The sequence below is a fragment of the Catalinimonas locisalis genome (assembly GCF_038039535.1).
Classification (GTDB): domain Bacteria; phylum Bacteroidota; class Bacteroidia; order Cytophagales; family Cyclobacteriaceae; genus Catalinimonas.
Window position 1 is genome coordinate 1 of the sequence record NZ_JBBPHP010000054.1, and the last position, 19,247, is coordinate 19,247.

Sequence of the window (19,247 nt, forward strand, 5' to 3'; positions counted from 1 at the left end):
CTACTTTGGCAAAACTGTCAAATTATCATCAACCGACTGGCGTAAATACCAAATAGAATTTTTAAACATGATCTAATAATGAAGTAAATAGCAAATTAGCTTTCTAACTGATTTTGAAATCAGCCCAAACACTATTTTATCTGAAGACAAATATGCTCATCATGCACACATTCATACTTTGTAGGTATTATTCTTCCTCATTGTCTTCCATATACTTCAGATCGCTATAGCCCTCCCAGTCATGTCCGAACTCCCAGGTGTCACAGTGGTACTCGCCCTCATTGGTACAATGCTCTCCGAAAGGACATTCGTAGCCTTTTCCATCACAGAAACTAATCTCATTCAAACTCTCCTGGTCGCAGGTGGTATACGCGTCCATCGCTTTCAGAAGATAAGTGTAGACCATATCATAAGGCAGATCGTTGGGCAACTCCACGGCTATGTTGTAATGCTCAAACAGATGGCGAAGAATGACACACATATAGAGCAACTGCCTTTCTGTCCACTTCTCGGCAGGAGGAAACATTTCCGGTGAAAGTCTGAACCACTCACTGGCCTTCTGGGCCGGCTCTACCTCAAGGTGTTCATACTCTTCCGGTACATTTAGAAGGTCCGTGGGAATGTTGAACTGTACATTTTGATCCAGGTTCTTTGCCGACTCCCTTATGTCCTCAATTAATTGCTCAAAATACCGCTGCATCGTACTCATAATTGTGATTTTAGATGTTATTCATTTGATGTTTTATTATTCCTTTGTGCTTTACCTGCTATTTTTTTCCCGGCTGATTAGTAAGCCTTTTGTCCGGTATTCTTTTTTCTTAAAATTTTAGCGATAAACATTATGACCACGCAAGGTGTACCTATCCATACCCATTCACTTAGCAACACATTTGCTCCCCACTTGCTAAAAAAATTCTCCACTCCGATCGGTGATACTTTGATGGGCCGCCAGGGAAAGAAATACCGTGTATCATCCCAGGGCAGAAAGAAAGCTATACCCAAACCACCATTGGTCAGGGCATCTAACACACTGTGAGAGGCTGTACAAAGCGTAAAACAAGCGACATAGGCTATACCCGAAGTGTGGGAAAAACTCTTTCTGTAAAAGAGAAAGGTGACCAGCAGTCCGGTGAGCAAAGCAAAAACTAATGAATGGGTGAATCCACGATGTCCCCAGAAAGCTTCATAAGGAATACCGAAGGCAAAACTGATGACATCTACGTCGGGAAGTATGGAACAGAACATGCCCAGCAGAAAGAATTTCCATCCGCTAAATTTTCGGAAAAAAGTATTTCCTATCGTGTACGCTGCCAGCGCATGACCAAATGCTGATGCCATAGAGTAAGATTTCGTTCCCCAAGCCTCCTGAAGCTGATCTTTAGAAGCTACATTTCTAAGCTTAGCGCTAACCTAAGATAAGGCAGATCAGGGAATTACCCATCAGCATGTATGTTTTCTGCTACTATTATTGAGAATAGCATATTGGTCTTCGGTAGATGAAGTACTGAGGCAATCAAAAGCACTCCCCACCTTATTGCTTATCCATTTCCACTACCCATATTCCCCTCAGTTGATTCTCTGCATAACCCCTGGCCTGATCATCAGGATAAAGCGTGTTGAGCTTCGCCAAAGTCTCCTGATTGATCTGGCTGTCAGGATCACCGTGGCATTGCAGACACATAGTGTTGGTGATGATTGGGTAGTAGGCGATCATTTTCCCTTCAAATTCCTGTAGCTGAGGGGTTACTTTCTCTCCCTGCACCAGCTTTTCTTTTGCTGAACTGATATAGGCCAGTTGTGTACCCCGGGCGGCATTTTCAGGATTGCGGGGCTGATCGGAAACTCTCTTCAAATGAACATTCAGCACCTGCGCCATACTATCGGTGAGCGGATAGGCCTGAGTATTGCAAAACTCTACCGCATGGGCGCTTCCCTCCCTTTGAATGGCCTGCATCAGGTTTTTGCCTAATACCGACTGGGTTTGTGCCGCGTATTCCTGTCCTAAGGCCAGATAATCCACCGTATCTTTGGGAGCATTGAGCTGAGCAGTCTCCTTTTGTTCGTTGGTATTTTTTCCCCCACAGCTTAGCAGTAGCAGGAGAGGACTTAATACAAACAGTGTGTGCAGGGCTATCTTTTTCATCTTTAGGATATTTAAAATTGAGGTTAACCATCTTGATCACCGCAGCTTTGCTGGCTGCTGCTCTCAGTACCCAAAGACGTAAAAAAAGAGGAAATAAAAAGTGACTTATGTCACAGTTGAGAGGTAAGTTTGGTGAGCTTACAATTTTTCTATCTGTGCTTTTGTCAGTCCAGTGTATTTAATAATCAATTCAATAGGATGATTATCTTTCTTCATTTCCTTGGCAATCTCAATTTCTCTTTCAATCGCTCCTTCTTTTTTACCAGTTTCAATGACACTATAATTGTCACGATAGACTTTTAGACTTTCTTCGTATGCTTTCATATCTTCTGGTTTTAATTTGGCTATTTCTGCCTCGTTAAATAACTTTTCAAACACCTTCTCCTGTAATTTTTTTGGCCTTTCCTGAAATTTAGTCAAATTCTTTAGCACATAAATCCATTTGTCAAAATGGTTCTCTAAATCTTCTTCTTCTTTTTTGAATCTTGGTATCTCTAAGTATATAAACGTTAATTTGTCATAAAAAACTTCATAAGTCTGCTTGTCTATTAACTGAATCTCGCGTAGAAATCTTTCATGATGACTTTGATCTAGAAAGCTAAAATTTAAGATTCCAATGGTATATATAGCTTTTAGATAATAATCCCAGTCATTACCTTTTGGAGCCTGACTCTGAATTGGGAAAGTTGAGTAGAAGATACTTCTGTCTTTAAAAAATTGTTGCTTAACATTTTGCAACTCAATGATAAATTTTTCTCCTTTCTCATTTTCACAATAAAGATCAAAAATTGCCTTTCTATCAATCTCTGTATTACCTAAATTTTCAGTATTCAAATATGTCAGATCTTGGATTTTCTCTCTACCATTAAGCACTTGATTGAGAAAGTCAATTAGCAATTCCTTATTGAACTCTGTTCCGAAAAGTTTTTTGAAGCCGAAATCGGTGAAGGGATTAATATATCTTTCTTTGCTACCCATATCTCAAAGATAGCTATTTTACATTCTTTTGACCTTTCTTTTCTGGGGGCATAACGCTAAATGTATAAGTTGTAGTTTGACTGTGTGCGTTTGCCTTGTGCGACTATGCTTTCATACATAATTTTAGCAGAAGTTATGTTCTTACTTTAAGAGTCAGTTTCTCATTAGTCTTTTCCAGTTGTTTCAAATATTCTTTATTTTCTGGTTCTTTTGAAATAATATAGTCGTAGAGCACTTTTGCTTCTCTTAGTCTTCCTAATGAATAGAATGCATTAGCCTTCCAAAATATCAATTCTAAATTATCAGGACTCATCTCTAATGCAAGGTCATAGTCTTCAATTGCTTCATCAAAGTTATGCTGATCGTATTTTGTGTTACCTCTGTAGAAGTAATTCTCATAGTTAGCAGAATCTAGCTTGATTGCAATATTGAAGTCTTCAATCGCTTGTTTATACCTTTTACTAGTTTGATAAATTCTTCCTCTGAAACTGTATCCTTTTTGATTGTTCGGCTCTAGCTTGATTGCATAATTTAAGTCTATAAGGGCTTCTTTGGAACGATCTATTTTCTCAAGAGAAGTGCTTCTATTTCTGAAGGCGGAAGCATTAGTACTATCGATTTGAATGGCTTTTGTATAATCTTCAATTGCCAGATTTTCTCGTTCTAGTTTTGATCTACAAACCCCTCTTATATTATAAACTATTGAAGTTTCATAGTCGTTGTTAATTGCAGAGCTAAAATCTTCAAGTGCTTTTTGGTAATTTTGATAATGATCAAAAAAAAGTTTGCCCCTGTTAAAATATAACGAACCTACATTCGGAGAGATATTTATTGCTCTGTTGTAAAGAAGCAAGGCATCATCAAACCTGTTGATTCGCTCAAAAAGAATAGCCTTTAAATTGTAAGCTTTAGAATAGTTAGAATCGAGTTCTATTGATTTATTTATAAAGTTTAATCCTTCATAAATGCTGTCAAGTGCTAGATAACATGCAGCAAGGTCGTTGTAGGTTTTTCTTTCGTCTGGATTAGCTTCAATTGCAATTTTATAAATGGATATGGCATTAGAGTAATTACCTTCCTTGTATTCTGAAAGAGCAGAACTATAAAGCTCATCATAACTTCGATCGTCACAACTTCCTAAGATGAAAATGAGCAGCAATATGAAAGAATTACGCATATTAAATTTCTGCTAACAACGGTATAAAGCATATTGTGGCTATTTGCCATATGCAGTCCTCAATATAAGCCTATACCTGATACTTTTGATAGATAATGTATGGAAATAGCAAGTTTTCAGCTAATCCATTTTTAAACGTTTGTTACTATTTATGAGCCTGTCCCTCTCTTCTTCCATTCTTTCCCTATTTCACTCCATCCTTACCTCCGTAAGTTCCTTGCTTTTCATCACTTTCTGCTTTGGGAAAAAGTATAATTTCGGGAGGTTTTTTTTATTTACCAAAATTTAGAAAATAATGTCAAACGAAAATGTGGTGTCTATCCAGATCCCGGTTGAGGATCAGAAGACACTTACCAAAAAGTTGCAGGAGATCAGTGCGCTCTTAAAGCCTTTTCTTATTGCCCTACAGCCCGCAGAGCGCCAGGCCCTGCCCAAGATGAGCGACAAGACGATTCCTTTTGTGGAAAAGGTACTGGAGTACACCAAATCCAATCCTGAGTTTACGCCTTCTTACCTGCAGGTAGAGGAAATGGAAATTGACATTCAGGCAGTGAATGATCTGCGTAAACTGTACCGTGAAGTGGAGCAGTTGTGCAAAAACCTGGACGATACCATGATGCTTTCGGGTAGCGAAGCCTATGCCGCGGCGCTGGCTTATTACAACTCGGTAAAACAGGCCAGCAAAATGAATGTACCCGGGGCTAAGTCTATTTTTGAAGACTTGAGCCAGCGTTTTCAGCGGAAGTAAGAAGTTTTATACTCAGTAGACCTTTTGTCTACTTTATGATTTTGAGCTTTGTATTGCTTCACTATTCTTTACCAACCTTTCCCTTAAGTTCTTTTAAGCATTCACTATACTGCTAGTTTGCCAGTGACCTTAAATCTCAATTGCAAACCACCTTTTATCGCTACCTATCCTACGATATACTGAACAGCTACTTCGTATTTGTCATCTCGTAGCAAAGCGGAGAGATCTTTACCATTCCCCAACAAAAGCACATCTTACGATATGGTAAAGATGCCTACGGCATGACAGACGGGGGAAATTTATATACCGGACTATCGCTTCCTGGCCAGGTTTCGCAAATCTAAATCACTGTAAGGTAATCTTCCCGCTCACAAGCTATAAGGTGTATACTTCAATAGAAAGGAATTGGAGTCCGGTATTGCGTTTTGGTCATCCCAAGGCTTAGTTCCGAAGTATTGATTTGAAGTTTTGAGGTGCAGCATTGGAGTTCAACACTTCAAGCGTGCAGTTCCGAAGTGGGGAGGGGTACTTAGGAACTCCGGCTTTGAAGCTTTTTACTGCTCGCCTGAGGTTCGGAACTTCAAGCGCGAAGCTTTGAAGTACCCGGGGGTACTTCCGAACTCCGAATTTGCAGTTCGGAAGTCCGAAATCGGAGTTCAGAACTCCAAATTTGAAGTTCCGAAGTGGGGGGGGTACTTCGGAAGTACCCCCTCTCTCCTCTTTACCTCCTCAGTCCTGCCGCTGGCCTGTGTCATAAGACTCCTCAGTGGCCAGCAGCTGATCTTCACAAAAGGCTAATGTATGTAAGCACCCGGGCAGGGCAATAGCCTCCTCATGGATAGTATGATTGCAAAGCTTCCTTAACTCAACATTGCTCCTGCCGATACCATCACTACATGGGCAAATATGTGGGCAACAAAAGCGCTCTCTAATCCTTTCTTCCAGTATACCCAACCAAAAATGATTCCTCCTACTGAGTTTCCCAGCAGTATATAGCTTAGAAGCATAGAGGATGGACTTTCAACGGATTGAAATACAACTGGAAAATGTCCGAAAGCAAAGATTACTGCTGCCAGTAAAATTCCACTCCAGTACACTATAGGCTTTGTTCTGCCTGCTATTTTTGAGGCTACCCATACGATAAACGTCATCAGGCCAAATCTCATCAGAATCTCTTCGGTGAAGCCTCCATATAAAAATCTGACGGCCAATGTGGGTTGCAGATTATCGCCTAATTCCTGAAACTCTGAGGGTAAAATGGAAGTAAATACCCCGCCTATCAGGCTCAACAACACGCCTGATAGCAGACCCGCAAGCACTCCATATTTGATAATCTCAAATGGGTTTATAGATTCACCGCTAATTCCTGTTAGCCTTTCCAGGAGAGGAAGCCTTAAATTTACTTTATCATATAAAGCTGTACCGACCGCCACCGCTACTATGAGCAGCATGGTCGGGTTGATCAGCAATAGCAATTTGATCTGTCCGGGAGAGAATTTATCTCTCAGAATGGCTTCCGCTTCAGGAGGGAGGGTGATTTCCATGGTGAGCATTGATGCTATACCTATGATGCCGATTATTGTCAATACAATGCCTAATCTCAATTTTTTACTGTTCATATCTTTTTGCTTAGGACTAAGCCAACATTCGTTTACAGGCGCCAATATAAACCGATTCATCACAATTTGAACGAAGCCACAGGAATATAATATGCAGTAGGTAATGTCCTGATTTGCTATTGATTATACCATTCTCTTCTCTACAATTAATTATTGTCTTTCTGCTGAATTTTTGTAATTTAATACAGTGATACGCTCTATACTAATGATTCTTCATCCTACATTCACATAGTAGATATTCAACTCACCTAACTAACAATAAGATAAAATGATTTTTAGCAGAAAATACACTTTAGAAGAGGTAAAAGGATTATTGCAGATTTACCGAGGCAACCAGGCCATAACAGGGGTGAACTCCGTCAACTCTACTGTTCAACGCTCCCCTGCCGCAGCGCATGCGCATATTCATGGCGGAGCTAATTTCCTTGAGCAAAGAGCCAGGGTAAATACTCCGGGAGAGCCCAGAAAGACCGGCACTTACTGGTCCGAACAGGATCAGGCTGCTGCCACACTGGAAGTATTGAACTCAGACAATGGAAGAATCGCATTACGTCAACTTGATATTGGAGAATCTAGTGCTGTAATGGAAGCGTACCTTACCCCTGGCCGTTTTCGTGTTGCGAGTGCACAAGATGCTTCTCAAGGTGTTTTGGGGCGCAACAACCCCGCTAGAGCCCATGCCGGCTCAATAAACTCTCAAGGCTTTGCCAGCAAAGGTTTTGTTAAAGTTGTAAAAGGTGTGGGTGGGCAGTTACAAATCCAAACCAGTTTCCCTATTGTATGACAGATGAGTCTTCCAAAACTCATCTAAGCACTTTGAAATATCTACCGGGACTTACAGCCCTATTATGCGCTATCATTGTCCAATTAAAATTGTAGCTATACTAGGGTGAAATTGTATGCTCCTGTTTGTGCCGCCGCGGCTGCGGACTTCACAAACCGGGGCACACAGGCCGTGGGTTTGAGCCTCAGGAGGCCGGTCGCAAAGCCTCCTTTCAATGAAACTTATTATGCATTACACCTTGATCAACTCATGAAAGCGGGAGATATCTTCGGGCTTACCCGCCAGGAAGAGAATATCATCCTGCCTGATCTCCGTATCGGCTTCAATATGAGAAAGATAGTCTTCCTCGCGTTGTATCGCCAGTATATTGACTCCGAAGCGGGAGCGTATCTTGGATTCATCAATGGTTTTGCCTACCACCTCCTTATTGGTGTTCTGTACCCTCAGCGAAGAGATATTCATATTGGGAATATTAATGCCGGCAATGCCTTTATAGACAAACTCCCGTGGCCTTAGTATTTCATAATTGTCGGAGCGGACAGTCTGCACAAAGCGTTCTATTTCATCATGGGGCACCAGGTATTTGTGGAGCAGGCGCGTAAAAATCTCAACGGAAGTCTCAAACTCCTCAGGAATCACTTCGCTGGCCCCCAGCTGCAGTTGCTCGCTCATCTCATACATAAACCTGGTGCGTACGATCATATGGACGGTGGGGCAGATCGCCCGTATGCTGCTCACTACCCCTTTGGTAGCGGGAGGATCAGAAATGGCTACAATTGCCACCCGGGCACTGTACACTTTCACATGCTCCAGAATGAAGGGGTTGGTAGCGTCGCCAAACAGTATGGGTTCACCTTTGGCCCGCTCCACCCTTACGGTCTCGGCATTCATTTCTATGATGACATAAGGAATTTTAGCAAACTTAGCCGCCTGCGCTACATTTCTACCATTAACTCCGTAGCCGATGATGATGGTATGGTCTTTCAGCTTTTCAATCAGTTCATCCATTTCCTCTCCTTCTCCACTTTTCGTTTTTACCGGTATTTTATCCGGCAATTTGGTTTTGGAAAACAGCCGCGTGACTTTTCCTGAGTTCTGAATGATAAAAGGGGTAATGGCCATAGAAAGTATGGACACTGACAGAAAGTACTGATAGGTATTTTCTGATAAAAGCTCATTTTCTATCCCTACATCAGATAGAATGAAAGCAAACTCCCCCACCTGAAATAGGCTTAAGCCAGTAAGGATCACAGTACGAAGCGGGTAGCCCAGGATAAAGGCTGCAGAACCGGCGATCAGGGACTTAAATACAAAGACTAAAAACAGCAGACCGAGGATCAGAAGCAGGTTGTCTATGAGAAAAACCACATCCAGGAGCATGCCGATTGAGACAAAGAAGAAGCTGGTAAAAATCTCACGGAAAGGAATGATAAAACCGGTAGCCTGATAGCTGTAATCAGACTCCGAAATCACTAGTCCGGCAAGGAATGCACCCAGTGCCAGTGACAAACCGATGCTGGAAGTAGCCCAGGCTACAGCAAAGCAGATGACGACCACAAACAGGATGAACAGCTCCCGGCTTTTGGTTTTGGCCACTTCGTGCAGGAGGAAAGGAATAAGGTAGCGCGCTCCGTACAACAGAATTACTATGACTGCCACGGCTTTCAACAGCAGCTCTCCCAGCGACATCCAGATATCACCTCCATTACCCGATAAAATAGGCGTAAGCAACATCATCGGCACTACGATGATATCCTGAAATATCAGTACCGCCAGGGCTACTTTACCATGGGGGCTGTTCATCTCATTTCTTTCCTGTAAAAGTTTGAGTACGATGGCGGTACTACTGAGCGAAAAGACAAAGCCCAGAAAGATAGCTTTGTTCATGGCAAAGCCAGCCCACATAGCTACCAGAGCGGTGACTACAATAGTCAGTCCCACCTGCACCGCCCCTCCGATTAGCACGCTCTTCTTAATGGCTGCCAAGCTTTTTAAGGAGAACTCCATGCCGATAATAAAGAGCAGCAGTATCACACCAATTTCGGCCAATACTTCCACTTCATGAGAAGCAGAGATCAACGCCAGCACATATGGTCCGGCAATGATGCCCGTCATCAGATAGCCTAAGATGGTGGGCAGATTGAGGCGCTGAAACAAATAAATCACGAATACTGAAGCGCCAAGTATGATGGTAATATCGGTAAGTAGAGGAATTTCCATAAGTGAAAAAAAGTCTTTGCTGCGCTAAGATGAAAAAACCGGAAATGAGTACCAACTGATGTCAGCTAAAAAATTCACTCATTTCCATACTACTTGTCTCCCTTATTTTAGTGGTATGAAGTTAATTCCATATTTTGTTCAGGATTTTATTCAAATATCTATCATAGGCAAAGCAGGCATCTATTGCTCCCATTACCTAAGGATTGAATTCTTCAAAAAGAAAGGCAGCAGGATAGGCCTGAGCCTCCTACTGCCTGTACGCATTAGCGTTTACTTTTTCTTTCTCGTCTTCTTCTGTCCTTTTTTCTCTTTCTCAAAATCAATCAGCTCAATATTACCATTTTCGTCAATGCGGATGGCAGGAGGAACTGGCATCCACAAATGCTCTTTGCTGTGATGCGGTATATTGGGCTTATAAGGAGGAATTTCTTTGAGTTCCGGCGCAGTCACAATGACCTTATCAATATCCGTATTAGAGACTATGGCTTTCAGTTGGCTGGCCATTTTAGGGTCGGCAATTTTTTCTGAAACTACCTCCTTCGTGTTCGTCTGTCTCTCGTTTTTTTCCTGATCCATACAATGTTTCTTTAGGCATTCACGTAATCGTCGGGCATCTATTTCATGCTTTTTCAGTAGTGTTACGATGCCTTTATCACTTAAAAAACAGTCTGCAATTTTACACAAAGTATCGCCGTTTCCTTTTCCATCATTGTCGTTGATGGGAGGAACAGGCTCACTTCGGTAAAGTGAGACGGTACGCACCGCTTCGCGGGTAAATGCATTGCCTGAGAATGAGTTGCCGGAAGCTTTGAACCTGATCTGGTATAAGCCCGAATGATCACCCACAAAATCGGCAGTGTAGCTACCTTCTCCCTGAGGCGCTAATTTGAATACCTTCTTGATACCATTAGGAAAGGTGACTGCTGCCTTTACTTCCCCTTCAATCGCTACATTGTACTGTCTGATGTTGGCCGAAAGATTGATCTTTGCACCTGCTACCTTAGAGGTTTGGTCTACAGCTACCGCAAAATTAAGATCAGTATAAGACTGCACGATTACGCTATAGGGAACCGACTGATATTCACTGAGCTGTTTCAACAAATCCTGATCCTTTTCGGCAAGCTCTTTCCATATTTCCCTGATCCTGTCCCTTGACAATTCCAGTACTACCTTCCATTTACCTGCGTGCGAGCCTAGAGTTTGCGCAGGAATAGCCGGCAAAGTAACTCTGTAGAGTTGGTCATTCATATTGACTTTATGCTGGGTATTGCCACTGCTGCCCTGTATCACATCACCGCCCGGGGTAATGATAGATGCGGTAATGAGGGGAGCAAAAGGGGAAAGAATAATCACATCAGCATAGATATCTGCTTCGTTGAGATCAAAGTCCACCTCATGCTTGAGACCAAAAAACAGCCTGCCCATAGGATCCACTACAATGTCATTGTTGCTGACATCAGCCAGTATCTGCACGAAATAATGAGTGAGCAAAAAGAGTCGCTCATCGGCAGTCATGGTACCAGTGATCAATTGGTAATTGGAAATATCTCCCAGCACGGCGTCATTTACTGAGCCTTGCGCTCCCAAGCCTACGGCATATACATCGCTGCTGATATCCGTAATGGCAGTATTTACCTGCGGAGTACCCACATAGGGTTGTACATTCTGGTTACCGTCACTCATCACCAGCATGGCAAAGTTATTGTAAGGCGTACCGGCCAGGTTGATCTCATCGCCCAGTACATCCGCTCCTTCTATCATCCCTTTGCCAATAGCGGTAGCTCCTCCGGGATTCAGTGCCGGGTTGCTCAAGGCATTGCTGACATTGGTACTTCCTCCCGCCGACATCTGGGTAATGCCGAACAGACGGTTTTCATTGGTATCATAATACACCATGCCGATACCGTCGTCGGGAAGCATAATATCGCGAACTACATCTACAGCGGTTTCCAGCATTTCAAATCGGCTGAGGCTGGTACCATCGGTACTGGACATACTCCCTGACTTATCCAGCACCAGACAAATGGCAGACTTTTCCCGTTCCTGTACGTTGGCCGACAAATTGATATCCCAGGATTCGGCAGTAAACTCATTTCCCTCAGGACCATAGTAGCCCTCTCCATCATCAATGATAGCGGAGATGGTAGCCACACCATTCTTATTGCCCAGGCCGGTATTGGTATTCAGCTTTACAAATACTTTGATGGTTTGTGCCTCACCATCATTGGGCATGACTTCTACCTCATAAGGGGTAATATGATCGGGGACTTCAAAAGCAGCATTGCCTCCCAGGGCAGTAATCCTGAAAGTGACTTTTCGGCAGGTAGTAACGCTAAACTCCACCCATCCATAAGTCACTGTGTTCTCCGGCACCTGTCCAAAGCTGATGGACATGCTGGCAGGGGTAGCGGCTGGTAAATCCGTATCATACATATAGCCCAGTGTACGATGATCCAGCAATTCAGCAGGCGTATCTTTCACCGGATGGTTATAAAAGGTCTGGTCTAGCATAGCCATGGTAGAGTTCAGACTATGCCCCGGTGCCCCACCGTTAGGCTGGTAATTAGAGAAGCCGCCAGGATTGATATGGCTCCAGACCGCCCATATCTTATCTACATTGCAGTGGTGCAGAAAGAATATCGGATCATTAGGTGAGGTCATAGGAATCATATTTCCTCCTATCCCAAGGTGAGGGCCATTGTGCAGCCCCCACTCCAGTTTCTTGCGAAAGCTGGCATCAATTTCCGCCTGTTCCGCCGGGCTGATCCCTCCTGAACCATAATTGGGTTCATTAAAAGGAGACTGATCATAGCTATTGGTAGAAAGACAGGCATTTTGAGTTGTGTTACTCGGCAGGAAATTCGGGCTTGCCGTACCAGCTCTACGCAAATAAGTGGTATCATCACGGGCGTTGCCTGAATCGTTGCCGGTGATAACGTTGAGTTGCCAGCCTGCGCTTTCTGCGAAAGCTCCGGTTTCCACCCGATTATCAGCACCCGTGCCCATGCCTCCCATGAAGCCTGCTGTTAGCGGATACCCAGCTCCAATACCATCAGGATCAGGGCTGTTATCCCCTTCATCTCGGTAGTCTATCCAGTCCCAGTAAGGAATAGTAAGCTTAGGATTAGCGGAAACGTCCTGCAGTTCTAATTCAAACTGCCGCAGGAACTCCCTATGCCAGGGGAGGAAAGCTGAGCCCCGGTGTGCTCCGTCCATCACCTGTAAATGTACCCATACATATACATCATAACGGTTTCTGGCACCGTCGGCCCAGGCAGCAGGCTGATCTGCTTCTACGATAAGACTTGCTTTGAGTGCCAGCACAGCATTGACATAGGCTGTTTTCTCAGCGTCGGTCATCCGACTGACATTTTTACGACAGTTCATAGCTTTACATTAGGTTGTGTTACTAAAACATATACTTTCACTGAACAAATGCTCAGTAGATAAAGTCAACACTGTTTAGTTACCTCCGTGTTACTAATGTAACCTTCTGCCGTTTATCTTCTTTCAACAAAGCTATCCGGGCCGGGCCTAAGCTCTTTTATACTCAAACTGCCAGCTGCTGTTCTACCCTCTCTTTTAGTGCTTTGTTCATGCTTTGGAAGTTGAGCAGGGTATCATCGCCTATCATTTTCAGGATGGGGCCGCTGAGAAGACCGCTGAATTGCTCTCCGTGTATCAGTTTGGTTTTCCCATCGCCTAGCTTTTCCAGAATAAAATAGTGCCTTCCTTTAAAAGTTCCTAAAAAGCCTGAGCCTAACCACTCAAATACTTTATTTTCTTCCAGCCGGGTGATAACAGGCTTGAAAACCATAGGCTTACCTTTACTCATCAGGGTATTCTTGAGTCGGCTGTGCAGTACAGGCTTACCTTCAATGGAAACGATAAAGGGATTCCAGGAGCCATAGTTGGGGAAGTCGGTGAGTACTTTCCAGATTTGTTCTTTAGGAGCGTTCAGGATGATTTCGGTTTTGAGTTCTTTCATGACTTTTATATTTTGTTTCCCCAAAGTTCATCTGAATGACTGTCCTTTCCATTAACAATTGTAAAGATGTGAAAGCTTTGAAAGCCTTTTTTACAGCTTTACTTCTCCAAAGCAAGATTAAACTAAACCTAAAATGATATTGAATGTCAATCTGTCAAAATATAGAGTTTATTTTTTCATCCAAACCCTTACGATTTTATCAACATGATCAGCTCTGTTGATTTGAGAGTTTGTTTTTAACATCTCATTTAAATAATTAGCTATCTCTTCAGTACTTGCATTTCCTTCCTTGATAACTATGTTATAATCTGTCTCATTAAGATAGTTATTAGAAGCAACTTCTACTATTTGGTCTACTTCAATAGGCCTTTGCTGTTCTAGCTTATTTAATAGACTTATCAATAATTTTTTATTGTCCATATGATTAGTTAGTCATCAAAATATATTCCTGTTATTCGTCAGTATCAATCTTAGAATTATGTTATGTGGCGTTCCCTTTTTAAGGAAAGTATCGGTATATCTCTTTCCTGTGTAATACACGTTCAAATGTCAACGTATCATCTTCATAGCTCACGCCAACTCTGTAATTGCCAAACCTGATACGATAGTAAGCCTGATACCCTTTTAACTTTTCAAACATTCCGGCAGATTCCAGGGATTTGATCTTTTCACTTTCTTCAAAAACAAAGGCTTCAATCTTTTGCCGCTCATTGGCTGGAATCTTCGCCAGGTCCTTCAGGAATTTCTTATTGACTCTAATTACCACACAGTCACGCTTTATCTAATTGATCGTAAAACTTTTTAGCTTGCTGCAAATCCAAATTTTCTGAAGCGTCATTTTCTTTTATCAGTTGACCCAGGGCATAATCTTCAAGAATCTGCTCTATTTTTTCAAAGTCAGCAATATCAATTTGTACCGCTATCTTCTTTTGATTTTCGTCAACTATATATTTTTTCTTAATCTCTTCCATGATCATACATTTTCATCTAAAATCGCTATAATTCTCTAATCTGTCAAATCTCTAAAAGGCTTCATCTGCATGGCTTACCAGCTTGGTGTCATTGGCCAGTTTTTATTTTTGATATTATTGGTAAAAATCACTCTCCCTTACTCAATCTTTTCCGGATTCTGCTTAGGGAGACCGGAGTGATGCCCATATAACTGGCCAGGATATGCTGGGGAATGCGGTTTTCCAGGCCGGGATGCAATTGCTGATAGCTCGTATACCTGTCCTGCGGCTTGTTGATGATGAGGGAAGCCACTACTTTCTGCGCGAAAGCCATTCTTTGTTCAAGTATCTTCCTCACCAGTATATTCATCTTGGGTACATCGTCATAGAGTTGTTGCAGACTGCTATGGGTGAGTACCAGAAGCTCACATTCTTCTAAAGTTTCTATGATTTGTGTGCCGGGAACCTGGGAGAAGAAGCTTTCGGAAGAACCGGCCATCATATTTTCCAGAAAAATAAAGCCGGTAACCTCCTCACCCTCTTCGGTAAGGTAATAGAGGCGTACACAGCCTTTGTTGATGAAGAATATTTCAACGGCCACCTCTCCTATATCTATCAGCACATGATGTTTGGGCACATCACGGATGCTAAATTGTCGTTTGATCTGCTCTTTTTCCTGGCTGGAAAAGGAAACAAACTGATCGCAAAATGTCCAGAAGTTATCAAAGATCATAAGGTTGAAGAAAAGGTATTAATCAAACTCAATCAGCAAAGAAATGCCACGATAATTGCTTAAATTTCGTTATTGGAATCTAAAAAGGAAACATTATGAATAGTATTCTCATTCAGCCTGCAAACAAGAAAGACCTGGAACTCATTAAAACACTACTAAAAAAAATGAAGTTTCCCTATAAAGAGCTTACTGATGAAGAAAAAAAGGAGTTAGGCTTACTCAAAGCGATGAGTGAAACCAATGATGATGAAAAAGTACCTTTAGAAAATATTATGAAATTCCTGGACTCATGATCATTGAGGTCCGTAGTACTTTTGAAAAGGATATTTAAAAGATAAAGGACAAATCTTTAAAGCAAAAGATCAAACAGGCTATTTTTAATATCCAGCAAGCTCAAAAATTAGCTGAGATCAAAAACGTAAAACAGTTGAAAGGCAGTACCCATGCCTACCGCATAAGGATTGGAGATTACCGGATAGGGTTTTATTATCTCAATAAGAAGGTAGTACTTGCCCGGTTCAAGAACAGAAAAGAACTTTATCATTACTTCCCTGAATAGGTATATTCACCGAAAGAAATTGCATGCATGCTGAACTCCTCAATTGGACTGATAAGGATGAAACTGACATTTTTTCAAAAGAATACATGCTAAGCTTATCCACAGATTTTCGGTGAGGTTCATATTATTGCCAGACTTCCTTGTTTTTTACTATAAAATCCCGCAAAGTAAGGGGAATATCTCCGCTCAGGCAGCTAAGGTCAGGGCTGATCTTAGGGGCTTTCTGAAAACGGGGCAGAAAATGCAGCATGATCATGACGAAGATGAAAGCTGACTTTATCCCTTCTTTCTTTTTTGACAAATAAAACTGTAGCAGGTTAGGACTGATATAATCAATCTTTCTGTCCAGAACTTCGGAAAGCATCTGGGCTACTTCCTCAAAATTATAAAGTTCATTGCCAGTAATCGTATAGGCCTGATTGCGATGGGCAGCTACATCCTGTAGTATTGCGGCTATGGCTTTGCCGATGTCCATCACGTCTATCCAGAGAAATTTCGCTTTTCCGGCAGGCAGAAAGATACGGTCTTGCTCCTTAATGTCCTGAAGCAGGGTGGTACTCAGGTTTTGCATAAAATAGCTCGGACGAATGAAGGTATAAGCAATCCCACTGGCCTGTATCAGTTTCTCTATTTTGGCATGAGGGATGAAAGAAACGTCCTCCGCTCCCTGCACCGACAGAAAGATGATATGCCTGACGCCTGCTTCTTTGGCATGGCTGATCAGTGGTTCAAAGTATTTTTTGACATCCGAGATTTGGGGTGGCCGGAGCAGAAAGAGGGTATCCGTTTGGGCAAGGGTAGACTTTGTGCCTTCGGGATCTTCAAAGTCAAAGTAGCGCTGATTTTCTCCTGCTTTTCGGCTGGCCAGATAGAGCTTTTGTCCGGCTTTGGGAGTAAAGTGATGCAGTATGGCCTGCCCCACATTTCCTGTTGCTCCTGTGATGAGTATGTTTTCCATACGATACTGTTATGCTTTGCGGAAAACTGTTATTGTTGCTGTTAAAAGAACAGGTTTTAGTCCACCAGCGGAGCGGTTTGTGCAGCAGTAGTAACTCCCGGAGGCAGCTCCATGATTCTGATGTTACGAAAATGAATCTCCGCACCTTCGGCTTCCAGGCAGATATAGCCTTTCTTCCGTTCCGAAGCTCTGAGTCCGTTAACAAACTTCCCATTCACCGATAGTTTGACCGTACCATCCACACAAACCACTACATACTTGTTCCACTCACCCTTGCCCTTACACCTTTTCTCAATAGATTTGCTACGAATACCCCGCGGATTGTCAGGAATGGCTGTCATGCCCATGGTAGGAAAAAGCTCTCCGTGCACATAAGCATCGGTTTGGTTATGCTGCTCAGCCCATTCCAGTTCCAGCATCTGCACTTCTATGGCTTTGGTGAGGGGATCATCTTCAAAGGGTGTACCTTCGCTCCAGATAAAGACACCGGAATTTCCTCCCGCTTCCATATGCCTCCACTCAATTTCCAGGATAAAGTTTTCATACTGACGATCAGTACGCATGACACCAATTGGCAGGCCGGAACAGATAAGGACGTCGTCTTGGACTTTCCAGGTTTCCGGTGAGGTGTTGACATCTACCCAGCCACTCAGGTCTTTGCCATTGAAGAGTGGCCTGAACATCAGTGGTTCTTCAGTCTGTGCTTTCAAGAAGTTTGCGCTGAGTATAAGAGAGAAAAGGATCAGTACAGGTTTGTAGGTCATTATTATCTGTTTAGAAAGAGGAAAGTTAAATTATAAGTACTCAATGATAAAACTATTTAAGGGTAAGTTTACTATTTATGCTTTGCAATGCTTCAAGAAACTCCGTTTCATTCTCTGGTGAAATAAAAATCATTCTGTTGCCACCGTAACGGATTAATAAACCTTCAAAACTCATGGCTGGCCGGTTTCCTGATAAAATGTATTCAGAGCGTTTGATGGATTCAATTGTATGTATATCCAAGCTACCACTAAAGAAACCTGCCTTGTATTTTAACTGATCCTGTTCAATAAGGTAGTAAGTGAAAAACCAGGTATAAAATAAAATGGTCGTTAAGCCTCCTAAAATGAGCAAAGCTATCATTTGCCCCTGATATAAAATAAAGCTTTGATTATGATAGAAGAAGAAAGGTATGAACAATATAAAACTCAAGACAGGCAAGCCCCATAGCAAAGCTCCCATGCTGTAGTCACGTTTGGACCAGAATTTCATACTTCTACTTATCATGGATAAGTGCTCATTATATATCAGATAAAAAGCATTAAATTAAAGATAAGAAAGCTCTTGAAATAATGCGTCGGAAAAGAGAGCTCCTACAAACAAAACATGCTCTTGCTTTTCAGTTTTGTCTGCTATCAAAGCTTCTCTACTTCGCCAGTTCCTGTACATATTCGGGAGTCTCCGGATCACCGGCAAAGAAATCACCTTTCTTGCCTTTACTCAAGGCCCAGCGGTCTATCCAGGAGATACCCCAATCGCCGTAGCGGCTGATTTCTTCCTGATACACTTCGTCAGTCAGTGCTTCCTTAAGAGTAATAAAGTCATAGCCATGACGCTGGTACATCTCGGCCAGTTCGTCCAGGTATTCCGCGTTGATTTTATTGGCATGCAGCAAAAGTATGTGTTTGATGTTTCTGCCCCACAACTGATTGGACAGCTTTTCATAAAACTCCACCTTGTCTTCCATGTAGGCGATATAATCTTCTCCAATCTTTTTCATCGTAGCGGAATCTTTTTGCGTAAGGGCAACATGATAAGCTTTGGCAAAGAGATAATCATCATTGTCAATGGTGACCGGTGCCTCCTGATAGCCATGCTGCTGCAGGAAGTGATTTAAAGAATCGTGCCTGGCTTTGGTCAAACCTATTCTAAGATAAGGATGCCGGAAGTAATCGTATTCCATATCATACTTCTCTGATAAAGGCTTAGTCACTTCTTCTCCTTTAAGAATTTCAGCGGTGTACTTCTCAAAGCTGGTTTGATGATAATTGATATGAGAATAAGTGTGATTGCCCAGTTGATAGCCATTTTCCAGCCAATGCTCCAATAACTCTACCTGCAAAGCACTTAAACCTCCCTGCTGATACAATTTGCTTTCGTTTACGAAACCAATGGCTGGTATATCATAGGCATCAAAAGTAGCGATAAGCTTCTTGGTAATATCCTGCAGATAGGCTTCATCGTTATTGCCATAATTGACGACCGGAAGATCATCAATGGTAAAGCAAACTTCCTTGGTTTGGGCAAATGAAGTAATAGAAATGAACAGTAAACTGAGGACCAGATAGTTTTTCATTTTTGGGTTTTTGTTGTAAATCAGGCGGCTAATATAAGGAGAGATATGATTG

21 protein-coding genes are annotated in these 19,247 nt (G+C 42.3%); 3 read left to right on the forward strand and 18 right to left on the reverse strand.

Going from position 1 to position 19,247, the window contains the following annotated elements; all coding sequences use genetic code 11:
- Positions 1–187: 187 nt before the first annotated feature.
- The 5 genes from WJR50_RS30765 to WJR50_RS30785 all read right to left on the reverse strand — a co-directional run bounded on the left by WJR50_RS30765 (position 188) and on the right by WJR50_RS30785 (position 4,298).
- Positions 188–709: a hypothetical protein gene (locus WJR50_RS30765; RefSeq protein WP_341297172.1), complete on the reverse strand. Its 522-nt coding sequence runs from the start codon at positions 707–709 to the stop codon at positions 188–190.
- A 77-nt stretch (positions 710–786) separates the two neighbouring features.
- Entirely contained in the window at positions 787–1,338 is a 552-nt protein-coding gene (locus WJR50_RS30770) for a metal-dependent hydrolase (protein ID WP_341297173.1), read from the reverse strand.
- A gap of 193 nt (positions 1,339–1,531) precedes the next feature.
- Positions 1,532–2,143: a Tll0287-like domain-containing protein gene (locus tag WJR50_RS30775; protein ID WP_341297174.1), complete on the reverse strand. Its 612-nt coding sequence runs from the start codon at positions 2,141–2,143 to the stop codon at positions 1,532–1,534.
- Positions 2,144–2,281: 138 nt separating this feature from the next.
- Entirely contained in the window at positions 2,282–3,121 is an 840-nt protein-coding gene (locus WJR50_RS30780) for an Rpn family recombination-promoting nuclease/putative transposase (RefSeq protein ID WP_341297175.1), read from the reverse strand.
- Between the two features lie 133 nt (positions 3,122–3,254).
- A complete protein-coding gene (locus tag WJR50_RS30785; RefSeq protein WP_341297176.1) occupies positions 3,255–4,298 on the reverse strand; it encodes a tetratricopeptide repeat protein in 1,044 nt (347 codons plus the stop codon).
- 295 nt (positions 4,299–4,593) lie between these two features.
- Between WJR50_RS30785 and WJR50_RS30790 the strand changes: the two genes are divergently transcribed.
- Positions 4,594–5,046 carry a hypothetical protein gene (locus WJR50_RS30790; RefSeq protein WP_341297177.1) on the forward strand — a complete coding sequence of 151 codons (453 nt, stop codon included), beginning with the start codon at positions 4,594–4,596 and terminating at the stop codon, positions 5,044–5,046.
- Positions 5,047–5,906: 860 nt separating this feature from the next.
- Here WJR50_RS30790 and WJR50_RS30795 read toward each other — a convergent pair.
- Positions 5,907–6,665 (reverse strand): CPBP family intramembrane glutamic endopeptidase, encoded by a 759-nt coding sequence (locus WJR50_RS30795; RefSeq protein WP_341297178.1) that lies wholly within the window; start codon positions 6,663–6,665, stop codon positions 5,907–5,909.
- A 268-nt stretch (positions 6,666–6,933) separates the two neighbouring features.
- On the opposite strand from WJR50_RS30795, the gene WJR50_RS30800 reads away from it, so the two are divergent.
- On the forward strand, positions 6,934–7,449 hold the full coding sequence (locus WJR50_RS30800) for a hypothetical protein (protein WP_341297179.1): 516 nt from the start codon (positions 6,934–6,936) through the stop codon (positions 7,447–7,449).
- A 231-nt stretch (positions 7,450–7,680) separates the two neighbouring features.
- On the opposite strand, the gene WJR50_RS30805 is transcribed toward WJR50_RS30800, so the two are convergent.
- The 7 genes from WJR50_RS30805 to WJR50_RS30835 all read right to left on the reverse strand — a co-directional run bounded on the left by WJR50_RS30805 (position 7,681) and on the right by WJR50_RS30835 (position 15,340).
- On the reverse strand, positions 7,681–9,669 hold the full coding sequence (locus tag WJR50_RS30805; RefSeq protein ID WP_341297180.1) for a monovalent cation:proton antiporter family protein: 1,989 nt from the start codon (positions 9,667–9,669) through the stop codon (positions 7,681–7,683).
- A gap of 270 nt (positions 9,670–9,939) precedes the next feature.
- Positions 9,940–13,056, reverse strand: coding sequence for a tyrosinase family protein (locus tag WJR50_RS30810; protein WP_341297181.1), 3,117 nt, complete (start codon positions 13,054–13,056; stop codon positions 9,940–9,942).
- 163 nt (positions 13,057–13,219) lie between these two features.
- The gene (locus WJR50_RS30815) at positions 13,220–13,657 is read right to left on the reverse strand and encodes an SRPBCC family protein (protein ID WP_341297182.1); all 438 of its coding nucleotides are present in this window, start codon (positions 13,655–13,657) and stop codon (positions 13,220–13,222) included.
- Positions 13,658–13,825: 168 nt separating this feature from the next.
- A complete protein-coding gene (locus WJR50_RS30820; RefSeq protein ID WP_341297183.1) occupies positions 13,826–14,077 on the reverse strand; it encodes a hypothetical protein in 252 nt (83 codons plus the stop codon).
- Positions 14,078–14,156: 79 nt separating this feature from the next.
- Positions 14,157–14,423, reverse strand: a complete 267-nt coding sequence (locus tag WJR50_RS30825; RefSeq protein ID WP_341297184.1) for a type II toxin-antitoxin system RelE family toxin — start codon at positions 14,421–14,423, stop codon at positions 14,157–14,159.
- A gap of 4 nt (positions 14,424–14,427) precedes the next feature.
- Positions 14,428–14,628 carry a RelB antitoxin-like protein gene (locus WJR50_RS30830; RefSeq protein WP_341297185.1) on the reverse strand — a complete coding sequence of 67 codons (201 nt, stop codon included), beginning with the start codon at positions 14,626–14,628 and terminating at the stop codon, positions 14,428–14,430.
- Between the two features lie 127 nt (positions 14,629–14,755).
- Positions 14,756–15,340 (reverse strand): Crp/Fnr family transcriptional regulator, encoded by a 585-nt coding sequence (locus tag WJR50_RS30835; protein WP_341297186.1) that lies wholly within the window; start codon positions 15,338–15,340, stop codon positions 14,756–14,758.
- A gap of 95 nt (positions 15,341–15,435) precedes the next feature.
- On the opposite strand from WJR50_RS30835, the gene WJR50_RS30840 reads away from it, so the two are divergent.
- A complete protein-coding gene (locus WJR50_RS30840) occupies positions 15,436–15,633 on the forward strand; it encodes a hypothetical protein (protein WP_341297187.1) in 198 nt (65 codons plus the stop codon).
- 107 nt (positions 15,634–15,740) lie between these two features.
- On the opposite strand, the gene WJR50_RS30845 is transcribed toward WJR50_RS30840, so the two are convergent.
- The 5 genes from WJR50_RS30845 to WJR50_RS30865 form a co-directional block, all read right to left on the reverse strand.
- Positions 15,741–15,884: a hypothetical protein gene (locus WJR50_RS30845; protein WP_341297188.1), complete on the reverse strand. Its 144-nt coding sequence runs from the start codon at positions 15,882–15,884 to the stop codon at positions 15,741–15,743.
- A 139-nt stretch (positions 15,885–16,023) separates the two neighbouring features.
- On the reverse strand, positions 16,024–16,857 hold the full coding sequence (locus WJR50_RS30850; protein WP_341297189.1) for an NmrA family NAD(P)-binding protein: 834 nt from the start codon (positions 16,855–16,857) through the stop codon (positions 16,024–16,026).
- Between the two features lie 56 nt (positions 16,858–16,913).
- A complete protein-coding gene (locus WJR50_RS30855; protein ID WP_341297190.1) occupies positions 16,914–17,621 on the reverse strand; it encodes a 3-keto-disaccharide hydrolase in 708 nt (235 codons plus the stop codon).
- 52 nt (positions 17,622–17,673) lie between these two features.
- A complete protein-coding gene (locus WJR50_RS30860) occupies positions 17,674–18,126 on the reverse strand; it encodes a PH domain-containing protein (protein ID WP_341297191.1) in 453 nt (150 codons plus the stop codon).
- Between the two features lie 139 nt (positions 18,127–18,265).
- Positions 18,266–19,195 carry a polysaccharide deacetylase family protein gene (locus WJR50_RS30865; RefSeq protein ID WP_341297192.1) on the reverse strand — a complete coding sequence of 310 codons (930 nt, stop codon included), beginning with the start codon at positions 19,193–19,195 and terminating at the stop codon, positions 18,266–18,268.
- Positions 19,196–19,247: the final 52 nt, after the last annotated feature.